The sequence below is a fragment of the Thiofilum flexile DSM 14609 genome, assembly GCF_000380185.1.
In the GTDB taxonomy this organism is placed as follows: domain Bacteria; phylum Pseudomonadota; class Gammaproteobacteria; order Thiotrichales; family Thiotrichaceae; genus Thiofilum; species Thiofilum flexile.
This window is the reverse complement of the sequence record NZ_KB904757.1, coordinates 1-26289: the sequence shown is the minus strand read 5'-3', so window position 1 is coordinate 26289 and position 26289 is coordinate 1. Positions and strand designations below refer to the sequence as shown.

The 26289-nt window shown below is 43.5% G+C and carries 23 protein-coding genes, 1 tRNA gene and 1 rRNA gene; 18 read left to right on the top strand and 7 right to left on the bottom strand.

What is annotated here, in order from left to right; translation table 11 throughout:
• The first annotated feature begins 85 nt into the window (after positions 1 to 85).
• The 11 genes from A3IK_RS0106340 to A3IK_RS0106290 all read left to right on the top strand — a co-directional run bounded on the left by A3IK_RS0106340 (position 86) and on the right by A3IK_RS0106290 (position 13416).
• Positions 86 to 610 carry a DUF6714 family protein gene (locus A3IK_RS0106340; protein WP_020559140.1) on the top strand — a complete coding sequence of 175 codons (525 nt, stop codon included), beginning with the start codon at positions 86 to 88 and terminating at the stop codon, positions 608 to 610.
• A 216-nt stretch (positions 611 to 826) separates the two neighbouring features.
• Positions 827 to 1363, top strand: a complete 537-nt coding sequence (locus tag A3IK_RS0106335) for a hypothetical protein (RefSeq protein ID WP_020559139.1) — start codon at positions 827 to 829, stop codon at positions 1361 to 1363.
• Between the two features lie 162 nt (positions 1364 to 1525).
• A complete protein-coding gene (locus A3IK_RS0106330) occupies positions 1526 to 3388 on the top strand; it encodes a DUF294 nucleotidyltransferase-like domain-containing protein (RefSeq protein WP_020559138.1) in 1863 nt (620 codons plus the stop codon).
• Between the two features lie 41 nt (positions 3389 to 3429).
• Entirely contained in the window at positions 3430 to 3636 is a 207-nt protein-coding gene (locus tag A3IK_RS0106325) for a hypothetical protein (RefSeq protein WP_020559137.1), read from the top strand.
• 3 nt (positions 3637 to 3639) lie between these two features.
• Positions 3640 to 6351 (top strand): sensor histidine kinase, encoded by a 2712-nt coding sequence (locus A3IK_RS0106320; protein ID WP_020559136.1) that lies wholly within the window; start codon positions 3640 to 3642, stop codon positions 6349 to 6351.
• A gap of 43 nt (positions 6352 to 6394) precedes the next feature.
• Positions 6395 to 6769 carry a response regulator transcription factor gene (locus tag A3IK_RS0106315; protein ID WP_020559135.1) on the top strand — a complete coding sequence of 125 codons (375 nt, stop codon included), beginning with the start codon at positions 6395 to 6397 and terminating at the stop codon, positions 6767 to 6769.
• A complete protein-coding gene (locus A3IK_RS0106310) occupies positions 6766 to 8934 on the top strand; it encodes a 3'-5' exonuclease (protein WP_020559134.1) in 2169 nt (722 codons plus the stop codon). The genes A3IK_RS0106315 and A3IK_RS0106310 overlap by 4 nt, the downstream gene beginning before the upstream one ends.
• Before the next feature lie 146 nt (positions 8935 to 9080).
• A complete protein-coding gene (gene rpoZ / locus A3IK_RS0106305; RefSeq protein ID WP_020559133.1) occupies positions 9081 to 9302 on the top strand; it encodes a DNA-directed RNA polymerase subunit omega in 222 nt (73 codons plus the stop codon).
• A gap of 50 nt (positions 9303 to 9352) precedes the next feature.
• Positions 9353 to 11527, top strand: a complete 2175-nt coding sequence (locus tag A3IK_RS20225; protein ID WP_051081552.1) for a RelA/SpoT family protein — start codon at positions 9353 to 9355, stop codon at positions 11525 to 11527.
• Positions 11528 to 11908, top strand: a complete 381-nt coding sequence (locus tag A3IK_RS0106295) for a RidA family protein (protein ID WP_020559131.1) — start codon at positions 11528 to 11530, stop codon at positions 11906 to 11908.
• A 2-nt stretch (positions 11909 to 11910) separates the two neighbouring features.
• The gene (locus tag A3IK_RS0106290) at positions 11911 to 13416 is read left to right on the top strand and encodes a Ppx/GppA phosphatase family protein (RefSeq protein WP_020559130.1); all 1506 of its coding nucleotides are present in this window, start codon (positions 11911 to 11913) and stop codon (positions 13414 to 13416) included.
• 97 nt (positions 13417 to 13513) lie between these two features.
• Here the strand turns inward: A3IK_RS0106290 and A3IK_RS0106285 are convergent, their stop codons facing one another.
• The gene (locus tag A3IK_RS0106285) at positions 13514 to 14716 is read right to left on the bottom strand and encodes a hypothetical protein (protein WP_020559129.1); all 1203 of its coding nucleotides are present in this window, start codon (positions 14714 to 14716) and stop codon (positions 13514 to 13516) included.
• 128 nt (positions 14717 to 14844) lie between these two features.
• Between A3IK_RS0106285 and A3IK_RS0106280 the strand changes: the two genes are divergently transcribed.
• Positions 14845 to 14920 (top strand) — tRNA-Phe (locus tag A3IK_RS0106280).
• 139 nt (positions 14921 to 15059) lie between these two features.
• Here the strand turns inward: A3IK_RS0106280 and A3IK_RS0106275 are convergent.
• The 3 genes from A3IK_RS0106275 to A3IK_RS18725 form a co-directional block, all read right to left on the bottom strand.
• On the bottom strand, positions 15060 to 15632 hold the full coding sequence (locus tag A3IK_RS0106275) for a YceI family protein (protein WP_020559128.1): 573 nt from the start codon (positions 15630 to 15632) through the stop codon (positions 15060 to 15062).
• Between the two features lie 39 nt (positions 15633 to 15671).
• Positions 15672 to 16220 (bottom strand): cytochrome b, encoded by a 549-nt coding sequence (locus A3IK_RS0106270; protein ID WP_020559127.1) that lies wholly within the window; start codon positions 16218 to 16220, stop codon positions 15672 to 15674.
• 110 nt (positions 16221 to 16330) lie between these two features.
• Complete coding sequence (locus A3IK_RS18725; protein WP_020559126.1) at positions 16331 to 17146, bottom strand: putative RNA methyltransferase; 816 nt, start codon at positions 17144 to 17146, stop codon at positions 16331 to 16333.
• A 114-nt stretch (positions 17147 to 17260) separates the two neighbouring features.
• Here A3IK_RS18725 and A3IK_RS0106260 point away from each other — a divergent pair, with 114 nt between their 5' ends.
• Positions 17261 to 18271, top strand: coding sequence for a Gfo/Idh/MocA family protein (locus A3IK_RS0106260; protein ID WP_020559125.1), 1011 nt, complete (start codon positions 17261 to 17263; stop codon positions 18269 to 18271).
• 49 nt (positions 18272 to 18320) lie between these two features.
• Here A3IK_RS0106260 and A3IK_RS0106255 read toward each other — a convergent pair whose 3' ends face one another.
• From A3IK_RS0106255 to A3IK_RS0106245, 3 genes are read right to left on the bottom strand one after another with little or no spacing between them, the layout of a single operon-like run.
• A complete protein-coding gene (locus A3IK_RS0106255) occupies positions 18321 to 18923 on the bottom strand; it encodes a DedA family protein (protein WP_020559124.1) in 603 nt (200 codons plus the stop codon).
• A 17-nt stretch (positions 18924 to 18940) separates the two neighbouring features.
• Positions 18941 to 20356 carry a PhoH family protein gene (locus A3IK_RS0106250; RefSeq protein WP_020559123.1) on the bottom strand — a complete coding sequence of 472 codons (1416 nt, stop codon included), beginning with the start codon at positions 20354 to 20356 and terminating at the stop codon, positions 18941 to 18943.
• A gap of 10 nt (positions 20357 to 20366) precedes the next feature.
• Positions 20367 to 20849, bottom strand: a complete 483-nt coding sequence (locus tag A3IK_RS0106245; protein WP_020559122.1) for a peroxiredoxin — start codon at positions 20847 to 20849, stop codon at positions 20367 to 20369.
• A 197-nt stretch (positions 20850 to 21046) separates the two neighbouring features.
• Here A3IK_RS0106245 and ppk1 point away from each other — a divergent pair, with 197 nt between their 5' ends.
• The 5 genes from ppk1 to A3IK_RS0106220 form a co-directional block, all read left to right on the top strand.
• Complete coding sequence (gene ppk1 / locus A3IK_RS0106240; protein ID WP_020559121.1) at positions 21047 to 23170, top strand: polyphosphate kinase 1; 2124 nt, start codon at positions 21047 to 21049, stop codon at positions 23168 to 23170.
• A 78-nt stretch (positions 23171 to 23248) separates the two neighbouring features.
• Positions 23249 to 24130, top strand: coding sequence for a 4-hydroxy-tetrahydrodipicolinate synthase (gene dapA / locus A3IK_RS0106235; protein WP_020559120.1), 882 nt, complete (start codon positions 23249 to 23251; stop codon positions 24128 to 24130).
• Between the two features lie 24 nt (positions 24131 to 24154).
• Positions 24155 to 24751 carry an outer membrane protein assembly factor BamC gene (gene bamC, locus A3IK_RS0106230; protein ID WP_020559119.1) on the top strand — a complete coding sequence of 199 codons (597 nt, stop codon included), beginning with the start codon at positions 24155 to 24157 and terminating at the stop codon, positions 24749 to 24751.
• A complete protein-coding gene (locus tag A3IK_RS0106225; RefSeq protein ID WP_020559118.1) occupies positions 24751 to 25515 on the top strand; it encodes an MBL fold metallo-hydrolase in 765 nt (254 codons plus the stop codon). The genes bamC and A3IK_RS0106225 overlap by 1 nt, the downstream gene beginning before the upstream one ends.
• Before the next feature lie 510 nt (positions 25516 to 26025).
• Positions 26026 to 26289: ribosomal RNA gene (locus A3IK_RS0106220) — 16S ribosomal RNA — on the top strand; the annotation flags it as partial.

The following is a 26289-nucleotide window of genomic DNA, read 5'->3' as shown; positions in this document are numbered from 1 at the left end:
ATAACTTGATATAAATTAAAAGCCTCATAGAATGGTTTATATATTTAAATCGCTTCCTTATATTGGAATAGAAAGGTTATCTGCTATGCAATCTGCTGAATCGTTGAGTCTGAGTATTCAAGACGAGTTTTCAGATGTTCCGTTTCCGTCACATTGTGGCCTCCATGCAGCGGTAGCCATAGATGATTGGATCGAAGATGAAGAGGTTTTGAAAGAGATTACAGAGCGCGAAGATTATATTGGTGAATGGAAGAATGTCCCCATAGAACACCTACTCCAATGTATGACAGCTCTGTGTTATCTAGATGCTAGAGGAATGGCCTTCTATCTCCCTGCTTATATGAAGGCGATCATCGAAGAGCCAACAGCCTTTGATAAACCAAGGTGCTCTAGTGCTTGGCAAGTGATTTGGACGATGTGTCCGTGTGATGATGATCCAGAGCTGAAGCAGTATTTCTTAGATCAATTTACCCTCATTCATGGTGGAAAGAAACGAGTGTGTCGGAAGTTTCTTGAATATGTTGCCACTTGTAGTGCTTATCATGAAGAGGCTAGAGAGATAGCTCAAAAGGCATTGGCTCATGATTTTTGGGCGATTGAGAGTCATTAATAGGGGGGGGCTTTTATAATCTTCCTCGATTATCTAATTATCAATGGCTTTGAGTGTATAAAAATATTTCATAATTTGAATTTCACTAACTTATATCATAAAGTGGTAATTAATAAATTGATTTATACAATATCATTGTAAAGACAAAGATAATCATTTTTAGTCGAAATAGCTATACTGATGTTTTTTTATAAAAATTCCAGATGGTAAATGGTTATGTGGCTTTTTCTAATACCAATTATATCGATCATCTTGTTCTTTCCAACGTTTTGGCTGTTTTCGTGGGTTGTTGGGCGTGATTGGGGTTCTGTAATAGCAGTAGTAGCAATGTTTTTGGCATATCCGATTCTCCTATTGCAGGCATGGCCTAATTTATGGAAAACAAAAGACTCGATGCTCGAAGCACTTAATAAGGGTATGCTTTCGAGCGCTGACTATGATGTGATTGAGGTCGTTGAGGTTTTTGATTCCGAAGAGATTATGGAGTGTTATTTCTTGTTAGATATCGGGGGCGGGCGTACATTAAGCTTATATGGTGATTATTTGTTTGAGAAGAAAAATTTCCCTAATTCACGTATCCGGATTTTTTGGCACAATACTGAAGGGTATACATTTGGAATCGAGTGCTTAGGTAATAAAATAATCTCAACTAAGCGAATACTAATAGAATCAGAGGATGATATTCTAGGTGATAGAGATATAGTAGATCAGCCGATTGCAAGAGTAGCTGAATTACTTGAAAGTCGTACATAGTTATTATTCTTGCTTTCCCTATTTCTTTAACACTCAGCTAGATCAGAAAAAACGCATGACTTTCCTCAATGCGCTAGATCGCAAAGCTCGTTAAGGTTCACCATTACAATCGCTCGGTAGAGTGGTAAGCTTTTGAAGAGTTTTCAGGTTGAGTAGCGTTTTATGAGTAGTATCGAGCAATTAGAAATGCGGGATCATTTAAGCCACAGCGTTCCCTTAGTGGGCTTACCTACCCCTTGGTTAGATGAAATCATGCAGGTGGTAAAAACCGAGTATATACCTCGTGATACCTATATTCACCGCATTGGTGAGTATAATAATGTAATACGCCTGATTCGCAGCGGTGGTATTGAGGCGACCAAAGCCGATGGGTCTTTATACGGTCGGTTTGCAGAAGGGGATTGGATTGGGTATCGCTCCTTAATGACAGCGGATCAAATCGCTACTATAGATGTCAGAACCATTGAAGATACCGTATTTTATGTCTTACCCGGCGAACTATTTACTCGTTTAATCAATGACAACGAGAAGGTACGCAAATATTTCTCAGAACACAAACCCGAACGTTTACGGGCTGCGATTCGCGACCTTAGTCAGCAGGACTATAACTTGCTTAACCTGCAAATGGCGGAACTCATGCGTCCCGCGTTATCTGTACCGATGAGCCACACGATTCGTGAAACGGCTACTCAAATGACGCAAGCTAAACAAGGTATTGCGCTCATTTTGGACGACCAGCAAAAACTGTGTGGTGTGGTAACCGATCAGGATTTTAGGTCGAAAGTTATAGCCACAGGGCAAGCAGTTGATGCGGCGATTACGCAGATTATGACCCCTAAGCCTTTGATTCTATCACCAGAAGAAAAAGCATCCGAAGCCTTACTGTTAATGGCGCGGCGCAATATTCGCCATATTCCGATCACGGATAAAGTCGGTAATCCGCTCGGTGTGGTGTCGGCCTCTGATCTATTGCGTCAACAAAGCCATAATGCGGTATTCCTTGTTGGGGATATTCACGCTGCTAACGATATTGATACCCTACAGCGCCTTAGCTCACATTTACCACAAGCCCTAGTGCGTATGGTGCGTAATGGCCTACCTGCCTATGATATTGGGCATGCCATTAGCTCGATTGGGCAAGCGATTGTACGCCGTCTCATTATACTCGCCGAAGAGCAATGGGGCCCACCGCCCGTACCCTATGCCTTTATTGTGGCGGGATCGATGGGTCGACGCGAGCAAACGGCTCATAGTGACCAAGATAATGGCATGATTATCTCAGATGAATTTGTCCCCGAATTGCATGATGAATATTTTGCCAAAGTAGCAAAATTTGTCAGTGACGGTATGGATGCCTGTGGCTATGTGTATTGTCCGGGTAATATTATGGCGACCAATCCGCAATGGCGTCAGCCTCTAAAAGTATGGCGTGAACAATTCCGTAGCTGGATTGAAACCCCTGATCCACAAGCCTTATTAAATGCCAGTATCTTCTTTGATTTCCGTTGGGTAGCAGGCGATGAGAGCCTAGTGACTGAATTACGTAATGATGTTTTAGCGCGTACCCAAACGGCGGGGTTATTTAAAGCATTACTCGCTGGAAATGCCTTGACCTTCCATCCACCCTTAGGCTTTTTTAAAGGTTTTATCCTTGAAAAGCAGGGTACGGGTGAAAAAGTTATGGATATGAAAAAGCGTGGGGTGGTGCCGATTATTGATTTAGTTCGCGTTTATGCTTTGGCAAAAGGTATTGTGCAAACCAATACTTTTGAGCGTATTGATGCTATTGAAGCCATTGGTGCTATACATAAAGAATCTTCTAGTAATATAAAAGATGCCTTAGAGTTTATTAGCATTGTGCGTTTAAAGCATCAAGCCCAGCAAATTCAACAAGGTATTAAACCAGATAATTATCTGTCACCTGATAGTTTATCGGCTTTAGAGCGTCGTCATTTAAAAGATGCCTTTGAAGTGGTTGCTGGCGCACAGGATGCCATGAAACGTAATTTCCAAGCAGGTGGCTAAGCGCATTCTTTCGTTTATACAATAGCAGTGGGAGGATAGAGATGCTAAAAAAAGGCTTATTGGCTCAGCGTTTAGTGGGCTGGTTTTTATTAGCAGTATCATTATTAAACTTCCCGCTGCTATTACTCTGGGATCATAATGTGACTCTCTGGGGTATTCCTATCTTCCCTTTAGGCCTATTTATAGTATGGACACTACTGATTTTAGGCTTAGTGTGGATTATTGAGCGCACACCTGACGAGGAGTAGTCGATGTTAAGCACTACCCTTGTTATTAGCGTTGCATTTAGTTATTTACTGCTATTATTTGCTATTGCGTATAGTGCGGATCGTGCCGCTAGTAAGGGGCGTTCATGGATTAATAACCCCTGGGTTTATGCGCTATCCATGGCAGTATATTGTACGGCATGGACTTATTTTGGTAGTGTAGGACGTGCGGCTAATAGTGGAGTATGGTTTTTACCTATTTATTTAGGGCCTACTTTAGCTATGATCTTAGGTTGGCTGGTTATTCGCAAAATAATACGTATTGCTAAAACCTATCACATTACCTCCATCGCTGATTTTATTGCGAGTCGTTATGGTAAAAGCCAACGTTTGGCTCAATTAGTCACAATTATTACCTTAATAGGTATTATTCCTTATGTAGCCCTGCAACTAAAAGCTATTGCTAATGGCTATCAACTCTTAACGACCTCTTTAAATAGCTCGCCATTACGATCTGCTCATTGGTGGCAGGATAGTACCTTTTATTTAGCACTACTATTAGCAGGGTTCACCATTATTTTTGGTGCGAGGCATTTAGATAGTAATGAACGCCATGAGGGCATGGTGGCAGCGATTGCTTTCGAGTCTATTATTAAGATTATTGCCTTTATTGTGGTGGGGATTTTTGTTACTTATTATTTATTTAATGGTTTCGGTGATATATTCAAGAAAGCACAAGCACTTAATATTCTACAAGGGCTATTTAATTTTAATACAGCAACCAACCCTTTAGCCCATATTCAATGGTTTTCCCTTGTGTTTTTATCCATGTTATCAGTAATCTTACTACCGCGTCAGTTTCAGGTAATGGTAGTCGAGTCTACTGATGAGCATCATTTAAAGCGTGCTGTGTGGGTATTTCCACTCTATTTATTAATTATTAATATCTTTGTATTACCGATAGCATTAGCAGGGTTACTTACCTTTGGCTTAGGTCAAGGCAATCCTGATCAGTTTGTATTATCTTTACCTTTACACAGTGGTCATGAGTGGATTGCCCTAATCGTTTTTATTGGTGGTTTCTCAGCCGCAACGGGTATGGTGATTGTAGAGGCTACGGCAGTTTCTACCATGGTTTGTAATGATTTAATTATGCCGTGGTTATTAAAATCTAGTACTTTTGGTTTACACAAACGTAATAATTTAACCAGACTATTATTATGGATCAGACGTGTTGCTATTTTAGTATTGCTATTACTTGGCTATAGCTATTTTAAATTAGCAGGGGATGCCTATGCCTTAGTGAGCATTGGGTTAATTAGCTTTGCAGCAGTCGCCCAATTTGCGCCCGCTTTTTTTGGTGGGATGTATTGGAAAGGGGGAACAGAGCGCGGTGCATGGGGTGGGTTATTGATTGGCTTTGCCATGTGGGTTTATACCTTGATGTTACCTTCGTTAGCAAAGTCGGGTTGGGTGAGTACTAGCTTTATTACTTCAGGCCCTTTAGGAATTGAATGGTTAAAGCCAGAACAATTTTTGGGTTTGACTGGGCTAGATAATTTAACGCATGCCTTATTTTGGAGTTTATGGCTAAATACAGCCGTTTATGTGGGGCTTTCATTATGGCAAAGACCCAGCGCACGTGAAGCTAGCCAAGCCTTATTATTTGTGGATGTTTTTAAACGTAAACCCCATGCCGCACCAGTCTTTTGGCAGGGGCAAGCGAATGCGCAGGATTTAATAAACCTATTGGAGCGTTTTTTAGGGGTAGCGCGTAGTCGCTCCTCATTAAAAGCCTATGCCGCTCGCTATCACCTAACACTAGACTCTTTAACCGCCGATGCTCAATTGGTTCATTTTGTTGAAACCCAATTAGCCGGTGCTATTGGAAGTGCTTCTGCCCGCACCATGATTGCATCGGTTGTGCAAGAAGAGCCGCTCGAGTTAGAGGATGTGATGCGTATTTTAGAGGAGGCATCACAATTACGTGCTTACTCTAAAGCATTAGAAGAAAAGTCCTTATCACTAGAAAAAGCGACTGCGGAATTACGTACCGCTAATGAGCAATTGAAAAGCCTAGATCGGCTGAAAGATGATTTTATGTCATCCGTAACGCATGAATTGCGTACACCTCTCACATCCATTCGTGCTCTAACCGAATTAATGCTGGATGATCCTCAGATGGAGTGGGAACAACGTGAGCAATTTATGGGGATTATTTTGTCGGAGGCCGAGCGTTTGGGGCGTTTGGTGAATCAAGTCTTGGATATGGCGAAAATTGAGGGTGGACATGCAGAATGGCATACCACCGATGTGGATATGAAAGCTATTATTAACCAAGCGGCAACAAGTATGAGTGCGTCTTTCAAGGAAAAAGGCGTATTATTACAGTTAGCAATGCCAGATACCGTGATGATCTTAAAGGCCGATGCCGATCGTCTACTGCAAGTGATGCTGAATTTACTCTCCAATGCCTTAAAGTTTGTGCCCGCACAGACCGGCTTAGTCACAGTAACGCTCAGCGATGACCCTACGGGTATTACCGTAGCAGTACAGGATAATGGCATGGGTATTGCGCCTGAACAACAAGCCTTAGTGTTTGAAAAGTTTCGGCAAGTGAATGTGGGTACCCAGCAAGGTACTGGTTTAGGCTTACCCATTAGCCGCCAGATTATCGAGCATTTTGGTGGAAGAATGGGATTACGCTCGGAACTTGGGCAGGGAGCTTGCTTTAGCTTCTTTCTTCCAAGGATCTAGTCAATAGTTAGTAAGAGAGCTAGCTACACAATTAGGAGGAACTATGAGTCACACGGTTTTAATCGCAGACGATGAACCCAATATATTAATATCCCTAGAATTTCTCATGAAGCGTGAAGGCTTTAGGGTATTAGTAGCTCATAATGGACAAGAAGCTTTAGATCAAATCGCTAATGAAACCCCCAGCTTAATACTCCTTGATGTCATGATGCCTAAGAAAACAGGCTTTGATGTCTGCCAAGAGCTACGTGCTCAAGAAGCTTATCAAAACATTCCCATTTTAATACTCACTGCCAAAGGGCGAGATACCGATATTGCTAAGGGTATGGCATTAGGTGCTAATGATTACATGCTTAAACCCTTTTCAACCAAAGAGTTAGTGCAAAAAGTGCGGGATATGCTAGGGAGTGTGGCATGAAGAAGTTTGACCCACGAGTAGCTTTAGGTGTCGCTATTATTGGGGTAATTTGTTTGGTATGGCTATTGGTTACAGGGGGCTTGATTTGGTCGACTCTGGCTGAGAGTGAGCGTAGCGCTATTGTCAATGCGGTAGGGCCGCGCTTATTCCTACTGATCGGTATGTGGGCGATTTCTTTAGTGGCGGTAGGGGCTGCTTTGCGTTGGCTGGTGGGCTATTTCATGACCGCCCCCGCCCGTTTATATGAAGAGGCTCAAGTCTTATTAGGTACGAATGTAAAACGTCAATTAGTACCTAGTGGTAGCTTAGAAAATCGCCAGCTCACTAATTTGATTAATCAATTAGTACAACAGCGCGAATCACTACATGAGGAAATGGATAGTCGTGTGCAAGAGGCTAGCCGTAATACCGAATTAGAAAAAAGTCGCCTAGCCGCCTTGATGTCGGAGCTGACTAAAAGTGTGGTGGTCTGTAATTTAGATGGGCGAATTTTGTTATATAACAATCGTGCCCGTATGCAGTTTAGAACTTTTTCTTCCACACCTACGGTTGGTGGGGTGGAAATGATTGGCTTAGGGCGTTCCATTTATGCTGTATTTGAGCGTACCTTAGTGGCGCATGCACTGGAAAATATTCAAAGGCGTTTACAGCGCGGAGCAGCCACTCCTTCCGCACAGTTTGTAACCACCACCCCCTCAGGGCAGTTATTACGCGTTCAAGTCGCCCCTGTACGCGCCATACTAGAAAATACCACGGATAAACCCGAAATGACGGGGTTTGTTCTGATGCTGGATAATATTACCCGTGATTTTGAAGTGGAGTCTTATAAAGATCGTGCCTTGAGTACTTTGACCGAGGGGAGCCGAGCAGCATTAGGCAATATGCAAGCGGCATTAGAGGTGTTGGAATACCCAGAGGTTGATGATGCCATGCATAAGCGCTTACTAGATGTATTGCGTGATGAAACACAGGTATTAGCGAAACGTATTACTGATCTTAAAACCTCCTCCGCCGAAAATTTTATGAGCCGCTGGCCTCTAGAGGATATGTTAGGTGCTGATTTGATTGCAGCGACCACTAAACGTATTGAGTCGCTAGGTCTAGTGGTGGAAGAGCCTGAAATAGATAAAAGCTTATGGCTAAAGGTGGAGAGTTTTTCCTTAATGCAGGCGTTTCAAGGTCTCGCTCAGCGTTTGCACAGTGTCTTTGGGGTACAAAGCATGCGCCTGCGTTTGCAGGGGGCAAATACTAACCATGTCCATCTCGATTTAATGTGGCACGGGGAAGCAAAATGCACGGAGCAATTAGTAGGCTGGGAAGTAGAACCCTTAAAAATTGGCAATGAAAGTACTTCACTAACCGTGCAAGATGTTATCGAACGTCATAGTGGCGCATTATGGTGTGAGCGTGATAATGACAAGGGCTTGGTATTTTTCCGCTTTGTTTTGCCGCTCGCGAGTCCTCAAGAGCAATTAGATAATGCTGCCTTGCTTAAAACCGAAAGCCGCCCAGAGTATTATGATTTTGATCTATTCCAATCCACAGAGCAGTCTCGCTCATTAGAGGATTGTAATTTAACCGAGCTGGCCTATACCGTATTTGATACCGAGACCACAGGGCTGAATCCTGCTCAAGGGGATGAAATTATTCAAATGGGTGCTATGCGGATTGTGAATGGTAAGTTATTGCAAAATGAAGGTTTTGATCAGTTGGTTGATCCTAAAAGAAAAATTCCACCTGAATCCATTCCTATTCATGGCATCCAGCCAGAAATGGTTAAAGGGCAGCCGACCATTGATAAGGTATTACCCGCGTTTCATGCCTTTGCTAAAGATACCGTCTTGGTAGCGCATAATGCGGCCTTTGATATGCGCTTTTTACAGCTTAAAGAACAAAGCACGGGCATCGTATTTGAGCAGCCGGTATTAGATACGCTATTGTTGTCGGCGGTCTTGCACCCCAATCAAGCATCTCATCGTCTAGAGGCTATTGCTGAACGTTTTAATATCACTATTTTAGGGCGTCATACCGCTATGGGTGATGCCATGGTGACGGCTGAGGTATTTTTACGCATGATCCCCTTATTGGCTGAGCAAGGCATTTACACTTTACGCCAAGCACGTGAGGCAGCACAAAAAACTTATTATGCTCGCCTGAAATATTAAGCCATTGGTCTTATTAGAGTTGTTGGCGCTGCCAGAGAGGTTTGGAGCTATGCTACTATGTGACTATAGTAGTCTTTTTTTAGCGTAGCTGGTTATAATGGAAGATTACTTTCAGTACTTTATAGAGAATATGGGGTTTCCAAATTATGGCACGCGTAACAGTAGAAGATTGTTTAGGTAAGGTTGAAAATAGCTTTGAGTTAGTCCTAAAAGCGGCGCATCGAGCACATGCTATCTCTAATGGTGCACAACCATTGGTAGAGGAATTAGGCGATAAGCCCACAGTAATTGCATTACGTGAAATCGCGGGGGGGTATCTAGATAACTATAATATGAGTAAAGATTATACCCCACGTATTCGCTTCTAAATTTGATCTAATCCTCAATAGCTTTAGCTAAAATCAACAGGTGTAGGATTATGATGTCTGACCCTATCTTTTTGCTTGATGAGCTAATGCATTTGATCGAGCGTTATATGATACCCGATGATATTGAGCGGGTACATAATGCTTATAAACTTGCTGATCTGGCTCATCAAGGCGTTACCCGTAAATCGGGTGAACTGTATATTACTCATCCCCTGAGTGTCGCTATTCTTTTAGCAGGCATGCGGGTGGATGCCGATACCCTATGTGCTGCTTTACTACACGATGTGGTGGAAGATACCGACTACACCGTTGAAGATATTGCACGTCTTACCAATCCAGTCGTTGCTGATTTGGTAGATGGGGTCACTAAGCTGGATAAACGCCATTTTGAGTCGAAGCAAGATGCGGTAATTGCTAGTTTTCGCAAGATGATGGAGTATTTTGCTGACGATTATCGTGTGGTCTTAGTCAAACTAGCGGATCGGCTCCATAACCTCCGCACGCTTGAACATCAATCGTTGGCAGCACGTCGCCGCATTGCTAAAGAAACCATTGCGGTGTATGTGCCTTTAGCGCAGCGTATGGGGCTGAATGTCATTCGACGCGAAATGCAGCTCTTAGCCTTCCGCAATATGCACCCTTGGCGCTCTAGTATTTTACAGTGCTCACTCGATAGATATATGAAGACTCATAGAGAGCAGCATGAGGTCGTTGTAAAAACTGTGACGACTGCTCTCCAAGATCTTATCCCTAGTGTCAATGTGTTTATGTGGGAAAAGAACCTGTACCGTGTCTATGAGCGTATTAAACGCGGTGATGGTGATGGTAGTAAGGGGAGCCGCTTTAAAGATCAAAAAAAGATTATGGAAATCCGCATTGTGGTGGGCACAGTGGAGGAGTGTTACCGTGTGTTAGGTTTAGTACACGGCTTATACCGCCCTAAATTAGGCGGATTCAGTGATTATATTGCCCATCCGCATCAAACCTATGGTTTCCAAGCCTTACAGACCTGTGTGTATCGTAGTAAAGAAGAATCGCTTGATAATATGCTGCGGATACAAATCCAAACCCGTGATATGTTCCAAGTCTCGCAATACGGTATAGCAGCGGCGTGGCGACATCCAGAAATGGCTCAGCGTGGTAATGGTAAAATAGCCGAGCAAGCGGTCGAGCGTTGGCTAGAGCAGGTACGTGAACTATCTAGCTTTGCAGAAAATCCCCTCGAATTTCATAACTATATTCAAAGCGCTCTATTTCTATCCGAAGTCTATGCCTTTACGCCACAAGGTGATATTAAAGAGTTTCCTAGTGGGGCGACCTTAGTCGATTTTGCCTATGCTATTCACACGGATGTAGGGAACCGTTGTGTTGCGGCCTTGATTGATGGGGTAGAGATGCCACTGCGCACTAAAATCCCCAATGGTGCTACGATTACTATCCGCACCGCGAAAGGGGCTTTGCCGCAGTTGAGTTGGCTTGACTATGTCGTTACCCCACGGGCACGTGCTGCCTTGCGTAATTGGCAGCGCCAGCAAACCGCAGAGGAGTTCAGTCGTTTAGGTTCCATTTTACTCAATAAAGCGCTCCGACCTTTTCAGTTGACTATTGATAGCATCGACCCTAGCCGCCTAGCGAATCTCTTGAGTATGTTATCGCTCGATAATTTATCAGCCCTATTGTGTGCGGTGGGTAAAAAAGAGTATCCCGCTATCTTAATCGCCAAGCGCTTAAGTGAGGATCAGGCGGATAATAATGAACAGACGGCTAAACCCGATAGCTTGAGCATTGAGGGGGCACAAGGCTTAATTACTCATTTTGCACCCTGCTGTTTTCCAATACCCGGCGATGCGATTGAAGGCTATTTAGATATGAATACCGGGCTTACTATCCATCGCCAAGGCTGTACCATGCTGCACGAGCAAGTCCGCCCCATCGATATTATGGAAATTGAATGGGCTGAGCAAAAACCCGATCAATATTATAAGGTCGGGGTAAAGACCTATGCGCATAATGTGGTCGGTGTATTACGCCAAATGACCTCAACACTAGCCCAGCAAAACGTTAATATTGAAGATATTCATACCAGTGGTGATACTTATATTAAGGAAACAGAGTGGGTATTATGGGTGCATGATCTGGGACAGGTTGAAAAGGTTATGCGTCAATTAGATCATATCCCCGATGTCACCAAAGTTGAGCGTCTTAGCAAAGGAATCCATACGTAAATGCAAAAAACCATTATTGAATCAAAACAAGCCCCCGCCGCTATCGGCCCTTATTCTCAAGCAGTGAAAGTAGGTGACTTAGTATTCTTATCTGGGCAAATTCCCTTAGACCCAGAGACTATGACTATGATCGAGGGTGATATTGTCGCTCAAGCACATCAGGTATTTAAAAATCTAGCCGCAGTTGCCAAAGCAGCCGGTGGTTCTTTGGATAATTGTGTCAAAGTACATGTGTTTCTGACGGATTTAGGTGATTTTGCTAAGGTCAATGAGGTCATGCAGCAATATTTTAATGCCCCTTATCCTGCACGAGCCGCGATTGGTGTTGCGGCTTTGCCACGTGGGTCGGGTGTTGAAGTTGATGCCATTATGGCGCTATAGCCATGTTTACTAACCAGCATCTAGCCGCTATTGATCTAGGATCCAATAGCTTTCACATGATTGTAGTTAAGCCATCCGAGGATGGTGATATTAAAGTTGTGGATCGTTTACGCGAAAGTGTGCGCCTAGGCAGTGGCTTAGATGCTGATAATAATTTATCACCGGAGGCACAGCAGCGTGCTTTGGCTTGTTTGCTGCGCTTTGGTGAGCGTTTGCGTGGGCTGAGTTCGGATCGTGTGATTGCAGTTGGCACTAATACGCTACGTCTAGCTAATCAGTCACGAGACTTTATCCGCCAAGCAGAGATGGCTCTCGGTCATCCTATTGCGATTATCAGTGGGCATGAAGAAGCACGACTCATTTATTTGGGTGTGGCGCACTCTTTGGAGAATGAGACTACCACGGGTAATCGTTTTGTGATGGATATTGGCGGTGGGAGTACGGAGTTAATTATTGGGCGGGGGTTAGAGGCTTTATATTTAGAAAGCCTGAAAATGGGCTGTGTCAGTATGACGGAGCAGTTTTTCCCAGAGGGACGTTTAGACGCGCCCGCTTTTAAAAAAGCCATTCGTGCTGCCCATCTACCCCTAGTCCCCATTCGCAAAAAATATCAAAGTCTTGGTTGGGAGACAGAGACCGGGGCTTCTGGCACTATCCGTACTGTACAAAAAGTCGTCCAGCAAAATGGCTTATCACCATTTCATATTACTCTTGATCATCTTTATACCCTACGTGATCGTATGATCGAGGCGGGTCATACCGATAGATTACGCTTAGCGGGTTTGAGTGATGAGCGTAAACCCGTCTTTGCTGGTGGACTGGCTATTTTAATTGCTGTGTTTGAGTCACTGGGCATTAAAAAAATGCAGGTGTCCGATTGGGCATTGCGCGAGGGCTTGGTCTATGATCGCCTACAGCGCTCTCAAGCTAGCGATATTCGGGTGATGGCGGTAAAAAACCTGCAAAGCCGTTTTGGTGTGGATGTACAACAAGCCAGTGCGGTACGACAAACGGCGGAGCATTTATTTCAGCGTTGCCGCGATGATTGGAAATTATCCGCTTATTCACAAGAGCTATTGAGCTGGGCGGCGGAGCTACATGAAATAGGCTTGATTATCTCTCATGAAAGTCATCAAAAACACGGTGCCTATCTCATTGATAATGTCGACCTCCCAGGGTTTTCTACCGAAGAGCAGCATTGGCTCAGTACCTTAGTACGTATGCACCGCAGTAAGATTTCTACTAAGTTATTTGGCCTATTGGATAGCAAAGAGTATCAATATGCGCTGTATTTAGTCGTGATTTTGCGTCTATCAGTATTATTACATCGTGCTCGCGATACTAATATTATCAAAATAGAACGTTTAAAAGCTCGCGAAAATAGCCTAATTGTTTATTTAGCTGAGGCAAACCTAGAAGATCAGCGCCCTTTATTAGTAGCGGATCTCGAACGCGAGAGTGAGCTATTGAAAGCGGTCAACTTTAATCTAAATTTTGATACTAAATAAACTAGATCGTTAAAAGTAATCAGGTATTCCTGAAGCAGTCTTGATAGCAAGCGTGCAACAGAAATACCTGATTCTTTATTCTTTCACCTACCCCTTCTTAGTGGGTATTCTTATTACGCTCATTGCTATAACTACGCTCAGCTTGTAGGCGAATATCGGCTGCGTCGTTAATCATTTTGGGTAAATTATCAATTAATAAAGAATTTAAGGTTTGCCCTGTTTCAGGGGCAATATTCATTTCGGTATCGGTCAAGAGTAACTCAGCCTCAGCACAATGTAATAAGCGATATTGTACGTATAAATTAGCCTGTAAGGCTTGTTGCCAAAGGGTTAAGGTGTTTTGTAAGCGTGAAGCCATATTAGGGTATTGGTTTAAAAAACGTTGAAACTCATAGTGGCTGGTTTCAATACGTGCTTTGCTCTCCTCTAATGCGGTTAAATTCTGCAGTAAAATCACTTGGCGCTGGGCTTGTAGCCATTGCATGACAAATTGCCGATTAGTGGCACTATATTGTGGTGAAATTTGACCGGGCTTGGGGGGAGGCCGATTCAGTATCTTGGTTAAATAGGTAATATAACTTTTAATAAGCTTATTTTCTTTTGTACGTGTATCAGATTCCTGACCTAATAATGTTTGTATTTCCTCGGTAAAGAGTTGCGCTTTTTTAGTAAAGGCTTGTTGTGTGTATTCAGAAGCACCGGAGCGGTAAAAAATCCAAAAAGCTTGAATTTCTTGATCAATCTCTTGTTTTAAGGCCACTAGCTGCTGGCGGAAGTTCCAACGATTTAGGGCAATTTGCTGCATGAAACGGCGATGAGTCGGTGTGTTTGCTGCTATTTGATCGGCGCGTTTAAAAAATTGATCTAAGCGTTGAATCGTCTGCTGTAGGGCACTGCGCTGTTGCTCAAAGTCAAAATAGTTTAGCGCTAAAAAGTTTTGTAACTCACCGTTTGAGTTTGCTGTCTCTGGATCTGTTTGAATGAGGGTGGGAACTGCATTCTCAGTGCTACTCGTGGTGGGGGTGGTATTATTGGGAACGGGAGTTTGTTCCTTATTAGGCGTTGTTACAGGTATGGTAGGGGTGGGCAGGGGAGTCTCACGTTTAGCATTAATTTTTAAGCCCACATAAAAAGCCGCAAAAGTGATAATAGCGTATATGGCTACAATAATTAAAATGCGTTGTTCGGGTTGGATACTGGGGATAGTAAATAACAAATCAGATAGTTTTTGCCATAGTAGAACTAAACCAACTACCACCAGTAAAATATAAAGTATTAGAATAATATCAATAAGTTGCACCGACTTTCCTTTATGGTTTATTCTAGCTCATCCATGAGTGAGTGTAGCTGTTTTAGATTAAATCACCAAAAAATCTGAATTGTAGCTTGACAAGCGGTGGCTAAAGCGTTTTAATGGCGACCTCTTAAGGCCGGGTAGCTCAGTCGGTAGAGCAGCGGATTGAAAATCCGCGTGTCGGCAGTTCGATTCTGCCCCCGGCCACCACCGAATTCATGAATTTAAAGTTACCCCCTTTAGCCCACAGAGTGGGCTTTTTTTGCACCCACCTTCTTCTCTTTTTCAAGCCCATAAAAAAGGGCAGCCTAAACTACCCTTAATCAAACTAACCTAATACGGTTTAGCTTTATTGACGAATACCTTCTACCGATAAAATCATAGCTACGTTTTTAGAGGCTGGCCCTAAATCATAGTTAATCCCAAAATCGGCTAAAGCAAATTCTGTTGTAGCCTCAAAACCATGACGGTAACCACCCCAAGGATCATCCCCAGCGCCAATTGATTCTACATTTAAGGTGACGGGTTTAGTGACACCATTCAGGGTTAGATTGCCTTCAATCGTACTTTTGCCATCAGCGCCTGCTTTAAAAGCGGTACTTTCAAATTTAGCTTCTGGGAATTTCTCAACATTTAAAAAGTCTGTGCCACGGATGTGTTTATCACGCTCTGCATGGTTAGAGTCAACGCTTGCTGTTTTAATAGTAACACTGACTTTTGAGTCTTCTGGTTTTGCTTCATCGTAGCTAAACGTACCCGCAAAATCATTAAAGCGACCATTGAGCCAGCTATAACCTAAATGTTTAATACGGAATTGAATGGCACTGTGCATACCTTCGGTATCAATTTTATAATCCGCAGCATAGGCTTGTGTGCCTAGTAAGCTCAGTGCTAGTAAAGAAGAGGCTAATAAAGTTTTCATAGTAGTTTCCTGTGTTAAATTAACAATAAGTAAATAAAATTAGGCACGCCCTAACATACGTTTTAGGGTGCTATCTTTCCAATAAAAGTGATGCAAGAAGGCTGCACCAGCATGTACGAGTACTAATAACATTAATAAGGTAGCAGCATACTCGTGGATTTTACCGGCTATTTCACCGCGCTCAGGACTTTCAGCGAGTAGGGCTGGGATTTCAAACCAGTTGAATACCTCAATACCCTTGCCTTTGGCAGTTGAAATTAAATAGCCGCTAATGATTAAGGCTATGATCAATAGATAAAGACCAATATGTCCTAAACGAGCAAGCAGATGTTGCCAATCCGGTGTGTTCGGAAGCTCAGCCGGACGGGGGTGGCTGTAGAGCCACGCTAAGCGTAGGACTAATGTTAATCCCACCAAGATGCCAATCGATTTATGGATATGGGGGAGCGTATGATAGAGCTTGTCATAATAGGTCAGTTCTACCATGTAATCGCCCATAAAATAGAGCGCAATAATAGCTAGTGCCATTAGCCAGTGTAGAGTGATAGATACCCCACCATACTGCTCCGTTGTGTTCTTTAAAGCCATACCATTGCCTTTTAAATAATAATGATTCTCATCAGAGTATGGGGGGCGATTTTATACACCTACTTTAAGTTAATAAATATCTATTTTTAATAGTTATTTTTAACTTATAATTAAGTATTGAGTTTTTTGAGCTGTAAGATCTGAAAATCGATCTGTATTGTCAATTGATTCAATTGGTTAATGCGTTCTTGGGTTTCAAGCGAAGCACTCCAATAATAGGGTGTCATCGCTAATAACGCTGCAATACTACTAGAGTTATTAAGGTTAAGTGAGTATTGGATAGGGTGCGTGCTGAGTAATTGCAAGGTGTCCGGTAGCTTTAAATCGGTGCTGTGTAGGCGTGCTTGGGTATAGATCAGATCTCTTAATTGATATAAATGCTTAGTCCCCGGACGTACCCATAGCCAACTGCCTTGAGGTTTTAATACCCGTGTGATCTCGGCCTCACTGATCGGAGCAAAGACGGTGGTAATAATGTCAGCACTCTCATCTGCCACAGGTAGATGAGCACTAGAGGCCACGGCAAAGTGCAGGGTGGGCAAGCGTTTAGCCGCCAAGCGTGCTGCATCGCGGGCAATATCAATGCCCCAAATGGATAAAGCGGGATTAGCTTGAGCAATATGATTCAAGTAATACCCCTCACCGCAGCCAATATCGAGCAAGACTTGGGGGCGAGAGGCGGTTAATTCAGTAATGTATTGGGCTAAAGCATCGGCTAGGGGCTGATAATGCCCTTGCTCTAAAAACAGTCGCCGACTCAACAGCATGGCCTTATTGTCTCCCGGATCAAGGGATTTCTTTTGATGTGCGAGTAATAGATTAACATAACCCTCTTTGGCCTGATCATGAGTGTGACCATTAGCACAGCGATAGGTGGTATTTTCTAGTTTTAAAGGAGAGTGACACACCGGGCAACGCCAATACATAAGCAAGCTCAAATAGACAATAGGAGGCTTAGCTTAATAGATTTTCAGAGCTATGTGGTAGGTCTTCCTATTTCAAGGCATGATGAGCTAATGATCACTTGCTAGGAGTTAAATATGAATCAGGCTAATACACCTAAACTCAATTGGGGTATTCTCAGTACCGCCAAAATTGCCCGTACTAAAGTCATCCCTGCCTTACAAAAAAGTCAGAGTGCTCAGGTTTATGGGATTGCTTCCCGTGATGCAGAAAAGGCTGCACGTGTTGCTCAGGAACTACAGATTCCGCACAGCTATGCTTCTTATGAGGCATTATTAGCCGATCCTGCCATCCATGTGGTCTATATTCCACTGCCTAATGATCAACATATTGAGTGGACACAAAAAGCCTTACAAGCGGGTAAGCATGTCTTATGCGAGAAACCGCTGGGCTTAAATAGCGAGGAGGTTCTGGCATTGCAAGATTTTTATAATCAATTACCAGAGCCGCGCCCTAGGGTGATGGAAGCCTTTATGTATCGCTTTCATGCCCAGTGGCAGCAGGCAAAAGCACTGATTGATAATCAAACCATTGGTGAGCTAAAAGCCGTTCAAACGATGTTTTCTTATTTTAATGCCGATCCGAATAATATTCGTAATAACCCCGCATTAGGGGGCGGGGCTTTGATGGATATTGGCTGTTATGGAGTCTCTTTGGCTCGCCTCTTATTTGAGCGCGAGCCTAAGCGAGTCTGTGGAGTGAGTGAATATGATCCGCAGTTTGGAGTAGATCGTTTAACCACGGGGATTTTAGATTTTGGTGTGGGGCAAGCCAGTTTTACCTGTGCTACTCAACTCATGCCGTTTCAGCGGGTGCAGATTTATGGCACGCAAGGGCGTATTGAAATTGAAATGCCTTTTAACCCAACACCAGAACAAAAAACTCGCTTATGGTTACAAACGGCAGCAGGAATAGAGGAGCAGGTTTTTGAGCCACAAGATCAATATACAGTGCAAGCAGACGAATTTGCTCAAGCGATTTTAACGAATAAAAAACCACCCATGGATTTGCACGAGTCCTTTGCGAATATGCGGGTGATTGATGCTTTAGCCTTGAGTGCTAAGGATAGTCGGTTTGTAATGCTTTGAAATACAACGCAGTACTCTCCAAGATCGGAGAGTACTGAGATATTGAGGATTAAGCAGTTCTACGTTTTTGTTTCCAGTAATAGATCAAAATCAGAGCTGCTACACAAGCGAGCGTCACTAAAGTGACAATGGTGAGATTTTCTTTAATAAGCTGTTCATTATTACCAATAAAATAGCCCAGTAAAGCCAAAATCACCACCCAAATACCTGCACCTAAACTGGTATATAGGCTAAATAGTTTTATATCCATACGCGCTAAGCCGGCTGGCAAGGAAATATATTGCCGTACCACTGGAATCAGGCGTCCCGTAAAGGTTGAAATAGCGCCATGCTTAGCAAAAAAGCTATCCATGCGCTCTAACGTTTCAGGCTTTAATAGAATATATTTGCCATATTTTACTAGAAATGGGCGGCCTAAGGTAATTGCCAGCCAATAGTTAATGAGCGAACCCACTAGACTACCACCAATACCGGCTAGTATTACCAAGATCAGATTCATTTTACCTTGTGCCGCTAAATAGCCAGCGGGAATAATAGCGACTTCACTCGGAAAGGGGAAAAAGCTGGATTCCAAAACCATCATAATGAAAATACCGAGATAGCCCCATTCGTGTACCGTATTCACTATCCAATTAATAATCTCATGTAGCATATTCAATACTCATTACATTATAAATGATCAGAAGCAAAATCAGCCAAACGTGAGCGCTCGCCCCGTTGCAAGGTCACATGACCGCTATACTCCCAGTTTTTGAATTTATCCACCACATAAGTGAGGCCGGATGAGGTTTCAGTCAAATAGGGGGTATCAATTTGCCCAATATTACCTAAACACACGACCTTAGTTCCGGGGCCTGCGCGGGTAATTAAGGTTTTCATTTGTTTAGGAGTAAGATTTTGGGCTTCATCTAAAATCAAATAACGATTGAGGAAGGTACGTCCGCGCATAAAGTTTAAGGACTTAATCTTAATTTTGCTCATTAAGAACTCATCTGTAGATTGCCGTGCCCATTTACTACCCGCTGTGGGTTGGGTGAGGACTTCAAGGTTATCCATTAAAGCTCCCATCCATGGTGCCATTTTTTCCTCTTCTGTTCCGGGTAGGAAACCAATATCTTCCCCGACCGGAACGGTGACACGGGTCATAATAATTTCTTTATAAAGCTGCTCATCTAGGGTCTGGGCTAAACCTGCTGCTAGTGTTAGCAATGTTTTACCCGTTCCCGCTGCCCCTAATAAGGTGACTAGATCAATATCAGGATCCATGAGTAGATTCATCGCAAAGTTTTGCTGCCGATTCCGCGCATTAATGCCCCATACTGCCCGCCGTTTTTCGGTGTAGTCCTGAATGGTTTCAATAATCACATGATCATCAAAGCGTTGCCGCACAATAGCTTGTAAGCCACCTTCCTCATCTTGAAAGACAAATTCTCCGGGATACCACGCCTGAGTGAGTGGGCCGGTTAGTTTGTAAAAAGTGCGCCCTTGTTGCTGCCAAGATTGCATGGCTTTGCTATGGGTAGACCAAAAATCAGCTGGTACTTGATGGTAGCCAACGGGTAATAGATCTGCATCTTCTAGCACTTGATCATTGAGATAGTCTTCAGCGGTTAAACCCACAATGGTGGCTTTAATGCGTAAATTAATATCCTTAGAGACTAAAATGACTTCACGTTCAGTATGGAGGCGTTGGAGTTGTAAAGCGACTTCTAGAATAGTGTTATCGGGCGAGTTACCTGGTAAGAGAGTCGGCAAATCACCCGTTAGAGGTTGGGTTTGAAAGTATAAATGTCCAGAAGGAGCCTTGCTGGTCTTATCCAAACCTAAGAGGCCAGCTTGCAGGGGAATACCCTGATCAAGATTACTGTGCCCACTGGCTTGTAATAGCTCATCTAAAAAACGGCTCACTTGGCGCACATTACGGGCGACATCCGAAACGCCTTTCTTGCCACGATCAAGTTCCTCTAAAACCACCATGGGCAGGAAAATATCGTGTTCTTGAAAGCGGAAGAGAGCGGTCGCATCGTGCATGAGCACATTGGTATCGAGTACAAAAAGGCGGGTAGTTGTATTAGTTTGTGTCATAAGCAAAGTATTATTCGTTTTTAGTAAAAGAGGGTAGGGACTGCACTGCCATTAGTACCATCTCAGCATGACCCGGTACACGCACCTTGCGCCACTCACGGCGTAAAACACCGGCGGCATCAATTAAAAAAGTGCTACGTTCAATCCCTAAGTGTTGTTTGCCATACAAGGTTTTTAGTTTGATGACATCAAAGGTACGACAAAGTCTTTCATCAGGATCCGCAATTAACTCAAAAGGTAGTTGATGTTTAGTTTTAAAATTTTCATGAGATCGTAAGCTATCACGAGAAACCCCCACAATAATAGTGTTTAAATCCTGAAATTGTGGATAAAGATCGCGAAAATTGTGGCTTTCTGTAGTACAACCCGGTGTATTGTCTTTAGGATAAAAATACACGACCAGATTGCTCCCTAAACAATCGGTTGAGTTAAAAATTTTATCCGAAGTACTAGGCGCACTAAAGTGAATAATGGGCTGGTTTAGTTCGAGCATAGTCTAGGTTTAAGGTTTGTTTAGTGACAAAGAGGTAGAATGGGGAGCTAGGGGCAATAAGGCAAGTAAAGATTCAATAAAATAGGATATTGTTGAATAGGGTGTGAAATAGCTTGAGTTAGTCATCATTTTGTCATGGTTTGGATCTATGCTGCCCCCCGTGATGGGGTGTTTTCAGCAGATTTATAGGGTTAGTTATGCCAGAGTCGCAATTAAATAAGCCAGAGTATTTTCTTAATCGTGAATTAAGTGTGTTAGCGTTCAATGCTCGTGTATTAGAGCTGGCTCAGGATCAATCGCTACCCGTATTAGAGCGTTTAAAATACTTATGTATTTCTAGTGCGAATTTGGATGAGTTTTTTGAAGTCCGTGTGGGAAGAATTCGCGAGCAACATAATTTAGGGGTATTACTAAAAACCTCCGATGGCCTTACAGCTAAGCCGTTATTGACCGCTATCAGTGAACGTGCTCATCAGCTAGTAGAGCGTCAATATAGTGTATTAAATGATGAGGTTATCCCCGCCTTAGCAGAGAGTGGAATTCATTTTGTGCGCCGTAGTGAATGGACTGAGGCACGCTTAGAATGGTTATCGGATTATTTTGATCGTGAGTTGCGCCTGTTACTGAGTCCTTTAAGCCTTGACCCTTCGCACCCTTTCCCGAATGTGATTAATAAAAGTCTAAATTTTGTCGTTAATCTATCAGGAACTAATGCATTTGGGCGTGAAGTGGATATGGCTATTGTGCAAGCCCCGCGTACTTTACCCCGTATTATTCGCCTTCCGGCTGAGATAGCCCCTAGTGCGGATAGTTTTGTATTCCTATCCTCGATTTTACATGCCTTCATTGCTCGCCTCTTTCCCGGATTGGAAGTACTAGGTTGTCATCAGTTTCGAGTGACGCGTAATAGTAATATGTATGTTGATGAAGAAGAGATTGATGATCTATTAAAGGCCATGCAAGGGGAGCTGCCCCATCGTAATTATGGTTCAGCGGTACGCTTAGAGGTGGCAGAGTCTTGTCCTGATAGCAATATTGAGTTTTTATTAGAGCAGTTCAATCTGACGCGTGCTGAATTGTATCAAGTCAATGGCCCGGTGAATTTGCATCGATTAATGACTGTCTATGATTTTATTGCCCGACCTGAGCTGCACTATCCGCCTTTTGTTACCGGCGCATTAGAGCGCTCTGGAGCCAAAGTGGATATGTTTGAGCGGATTCGGGAACGCGATATTATTATCCACCAGCCTTATCAAGCCTTCACCCCGGTGATTGATTTTTTTTCTCAGGCCGCAATGGATCCTACCGTATTGGCGATTAAGGTCACGCTATACCGCACGGGTAAAAAATCAGTCTTAGTCGATCAGCTCATTAAAGCCGCACGTTTGGGTAAAGATGTTACCGCCGTGGTGGAGCTACGGGCGCGTTTTGATGAAGAAGCTAATATTGATCTCACTAACCAACTCCAACAGGCGGGTGTGCATGTAGTTTATGGTGTGGTGGGTTATAAAACTCATGCCAAGATTTGCATGGTGATTCGGCGCGAAGAGGGGCATTTACGCCAATATATCCATCTGTCTACGGGTAATTACCATGCCGGTACGGCAAAAGCTTATACCGATTTTTCCTTATTTACGTGTAATCCTGATATTGCCGAGGATGTGCATAAGGTATTTCACCTCTTAACCGGGCTTGGGCGCATGAAGGGGTTAAAGTGTTTATTAGATTCACCCTTTCGTTTACATAACAGTATTTTGACTAAAATTGATCGAGAAATAATTCATGCGCGAGCCGGTAAGAAAGCCCTGATTATGGCGCGGATGAATGCTCTCATTGAGCCGCAAGTGATCGAGGCGCTCTATCATGCCTCGAATGCAGGGGTGAAAATTGAGCTAATTGTACGCGGGATTTGTTGTTTACGTCCGGGTATTATAGGGGTGTCGGATAATATTCGGGTGCGCTCTGTAATGGGACGTTTTCTGGAGCATCCACGCGTATTTTATTTTTATAATGACGGCAATGAGGAAATGTACTGCTCTAGTGCCGACTGGATGCCACGTAATTTCTTTAGGCGGGTGGAGATTGCTTTCCCTATTCTTGATCCAGAATTGCGGGCGCGGGTACGTCATGAAGCCTTTGAGATTTATCTACAGGACAATACTCATGCGTGGATGTTGGATGCAACCGGGCATTATGAGCGCTTACAGCCGGCTGAGTGGGAGTTACCCCTTTCGGCTCAGCACGTGTTAATGGCAACCTTAGGGGATGAGGGGCAACGTCAGGCACAGATGATGGGTACACCCTCATCAAGTCGACATTAACGCCGAGTATCTTGCTTGTCTTAGTCTGCCTCGATCAAGTAGTATGACCCGCAGTCTATTATTGATTGGAGGGTTTGCATGTTTCGCGGCAGTATGGTGGCAATGATTACGCCTATGACTCCTACGGGTGCGGTGGATGAGGCAGCATTAGAGGCATTGGTGGCCTTTCATATTGAGAATGGTACAGATGCTATTATAGCGGTAGGGACAACCGGGGAGTCGGCAACTCTATCGCCTGCTGAGCATGTCCATGTCGTGAAGCGGATCATCACCTTGGCACAGGGAAAAATTCCCGTGATAGCCGGCACAGGCTCAAATAGCACCCAAGAGGCGATTGATTTAACCCAAGAAGCCTTAACACTGGGGGCGGATGCGTGTTTATTGGTAACGCCTTATTATAATAAGCCTACCCAAGAAGGCTTATATCGCCATTTTAAATCGATTGCTGAGGCCGTAGCGATTCCACAAATTCTTTATAATGTCCCCGGACGCACAGTGGCAGATTTATTACCCGAAACGGTTGAGCGCTTAGCTCCCATTGCTAATATTGTGGGAATTAAAGAGGCGACTGGAAATTTAGAGCGGGCTAGAGAGATTATGCAACGCTGTGGTGATCAGCTTGAGGTGTATTCGGGTGATGATGCCACCGCTATGGAGCTAATCCTCATGGGCGGCAAGGGGAATATCTCGGTTACGGCTAATGTAGTGCCAGCGCTGATGCAGAAAATGTGTAAGGCGGCTTTATCGGGTAATCGTGCCGAAGCAGAACAGCTAGATGCCCAAATGCGAGCGCTCCATTTTACACTCTTTGTGGAGGCGAATCCGATTCCAGTCAAATGGGCATTAGCACAAATGGGCTATGGTCATGAAGAAGGAATTCGCTTGCCACTTACCCCACTATCAACCCAGCATCATGAAACTGTACGCCAAGCCATGCGTATGGCAAATGTGCAGTTTTGAATGTTATAAGAGATACAACGAATTATGAAGCTCAAGCCCCCAACCTCAATAAAGTTAGGTGTAATCGCCATAACCCTGAGTAGCCTATTAATGGGCTGCTCTGCCTTTAAAGTAGACGCGGTAGACGATAGTGTTGCCTATCGAGGAACTAAAAGTGTGAAAGCGCTCGCTATTCCTCCGGGACTCAGTACCCCTGATTTTGATCCCACCTTTGCTGTTAATCCCCAAGAGTCTAGCGGGGGGCGGCAAGTTAAACTGATTAAGTTAAATGATGGCAATAGTGCGATTGCGACTAATGAGTCTCCACTAGAGGTTTGGAAACGGCTAGAAACGCTTTTGCCTAATTTGAATTTGCGTATTCAGTCAAAAGATGTTGAAAAAGCTACCTACACAGTCCTCCGCAATGCGGGTGATGATAGTATTATCCCGCGTAAAGGCTGGCTCAATCGAGCTTTAGGCTTGGAAAAGGAAAGTACTATTCATGAGGATGATGAAGTTTATAGTGTCAAAGTAGCTAATAAAGATAATGTAACCTTTGTCGGTATTTTCCCAGAGAAGAATGCTAATGCTGCGATTGCTGAGAAACTCCTCGCGCAACTAAAGCTAGATCTTGAGTTGTAATGCTACGTTTTGCCTCATTAGGTAGTGGCAGTAAGGGCAATGCAACCTTAGTCGAATCCGGTAAAACCCGCGTCTTAATCGATTGCGGGTTTACTTTAAGTGAAGTAGAAAAGCGCTTGTGGCGGTTAAGTTGTAATCCTGAGGACTTAAGCGCCATTGTAGTCACACATGAACATGGTGATCATGCTAATGGAGTCGGACGCTTATCACGGCGGTTTCGGATTCCGGTCTATAGTAGTGTGGGAACCTTCAATAGTATTCGTGATAATGACTTTGCCCGTTTTCAGCCTATCAATATTCACCAAGCTTTTACGATTCAAGATCTAGAGTTTACTCCTTTCCCCGTACCACACGATGCACGTGAGCCTTGCCAGTTAGTGATTTCAGACGGGCAATGGCGCTTAGGGCTATTGACGGATACGGGAACACTCACGCCTTGTATTAAAGAACATCTCTATGAAGTGGATGCGTTATTACTGGAATGTAACTATGATGCACGCTTGTTAGAGACGGGCCCTTATCATTATCAACTAAAGCAACGCGTAGCCAGTAGCTTTGGTCATCTAGCCAATGGGCAGGCCACGCAATTCTTACAGCAAATCAATACGACTAAACTTCAACATATAATAGGTATGCACCTTAGCGAGCAAAATAACTTACCTGACTATGCCAAAGCTGCCTTAGCAGAGGGGCTAAATTGCGAGGCGCATGAGGTTGATCTCGCTTGCCAAGCAAAAGGCTTCGATTGGCGAGTGTTAGAGTGAAAAATTTATTTTAGGATTAATTTTAGCTGAATCAGAGAGTTGAGCTATTTGAGCGATCCGTTGCAAAAAATAATTCAAAAATTTTTAGTGAAGGTGGTTGACGGGAGTAAGGAGATGTATATAATGCGCATCTCCGAACGACGCGACGGAAACAAAACGAAAGAGAAATCAAGTAGTTAGTAGAAGTTGTAGTAGTTTGAAAAGATTCCGGTGTGAATCGAAGTTCAGAAAAATAATCGAGTTTAGCAAATAATGCTTGACAAGATGAAACAGACGAACTAAAGTACGCACCTCTCGTTAAGCAAGTGACTTAACGCGTTATTTAAAAAATAAACAAATAAACTTGTGTGGGTGCTTGAATCATCTGTAGAAACAGAATGTATCAAGTATTCACTTTCGTCAAGAAAGTAATTCACTATTATATATTCTGAGCAAAAAACACGTTGGTAGGTGGTTGTGTTGTTTAGTATTCATATTAAACAGTATAGCTAGGCTATCGACACAAAGATTAAACTGAAGAGTTTGATCCTGGCTCAGATTGAACGCTGGCGGTATGCTTAAGACATGCAAGTCGAACGGTAGTCCCTTCGGGGATGAGAGTGGCGCACGGGTGAGTAACACGTGGGAATCTACCCAGTAGCGGGGGATAGCCTGGAGAAATCCAGATTAATACCGCATACGCTCTACGGAGGAAAGGCTTCGGCCACTATTGGATGAGCCCGCGTTGGATTAGGTAGTTGGTGAGGTAAAGGCTCACCAAGCCTGCGATCCATA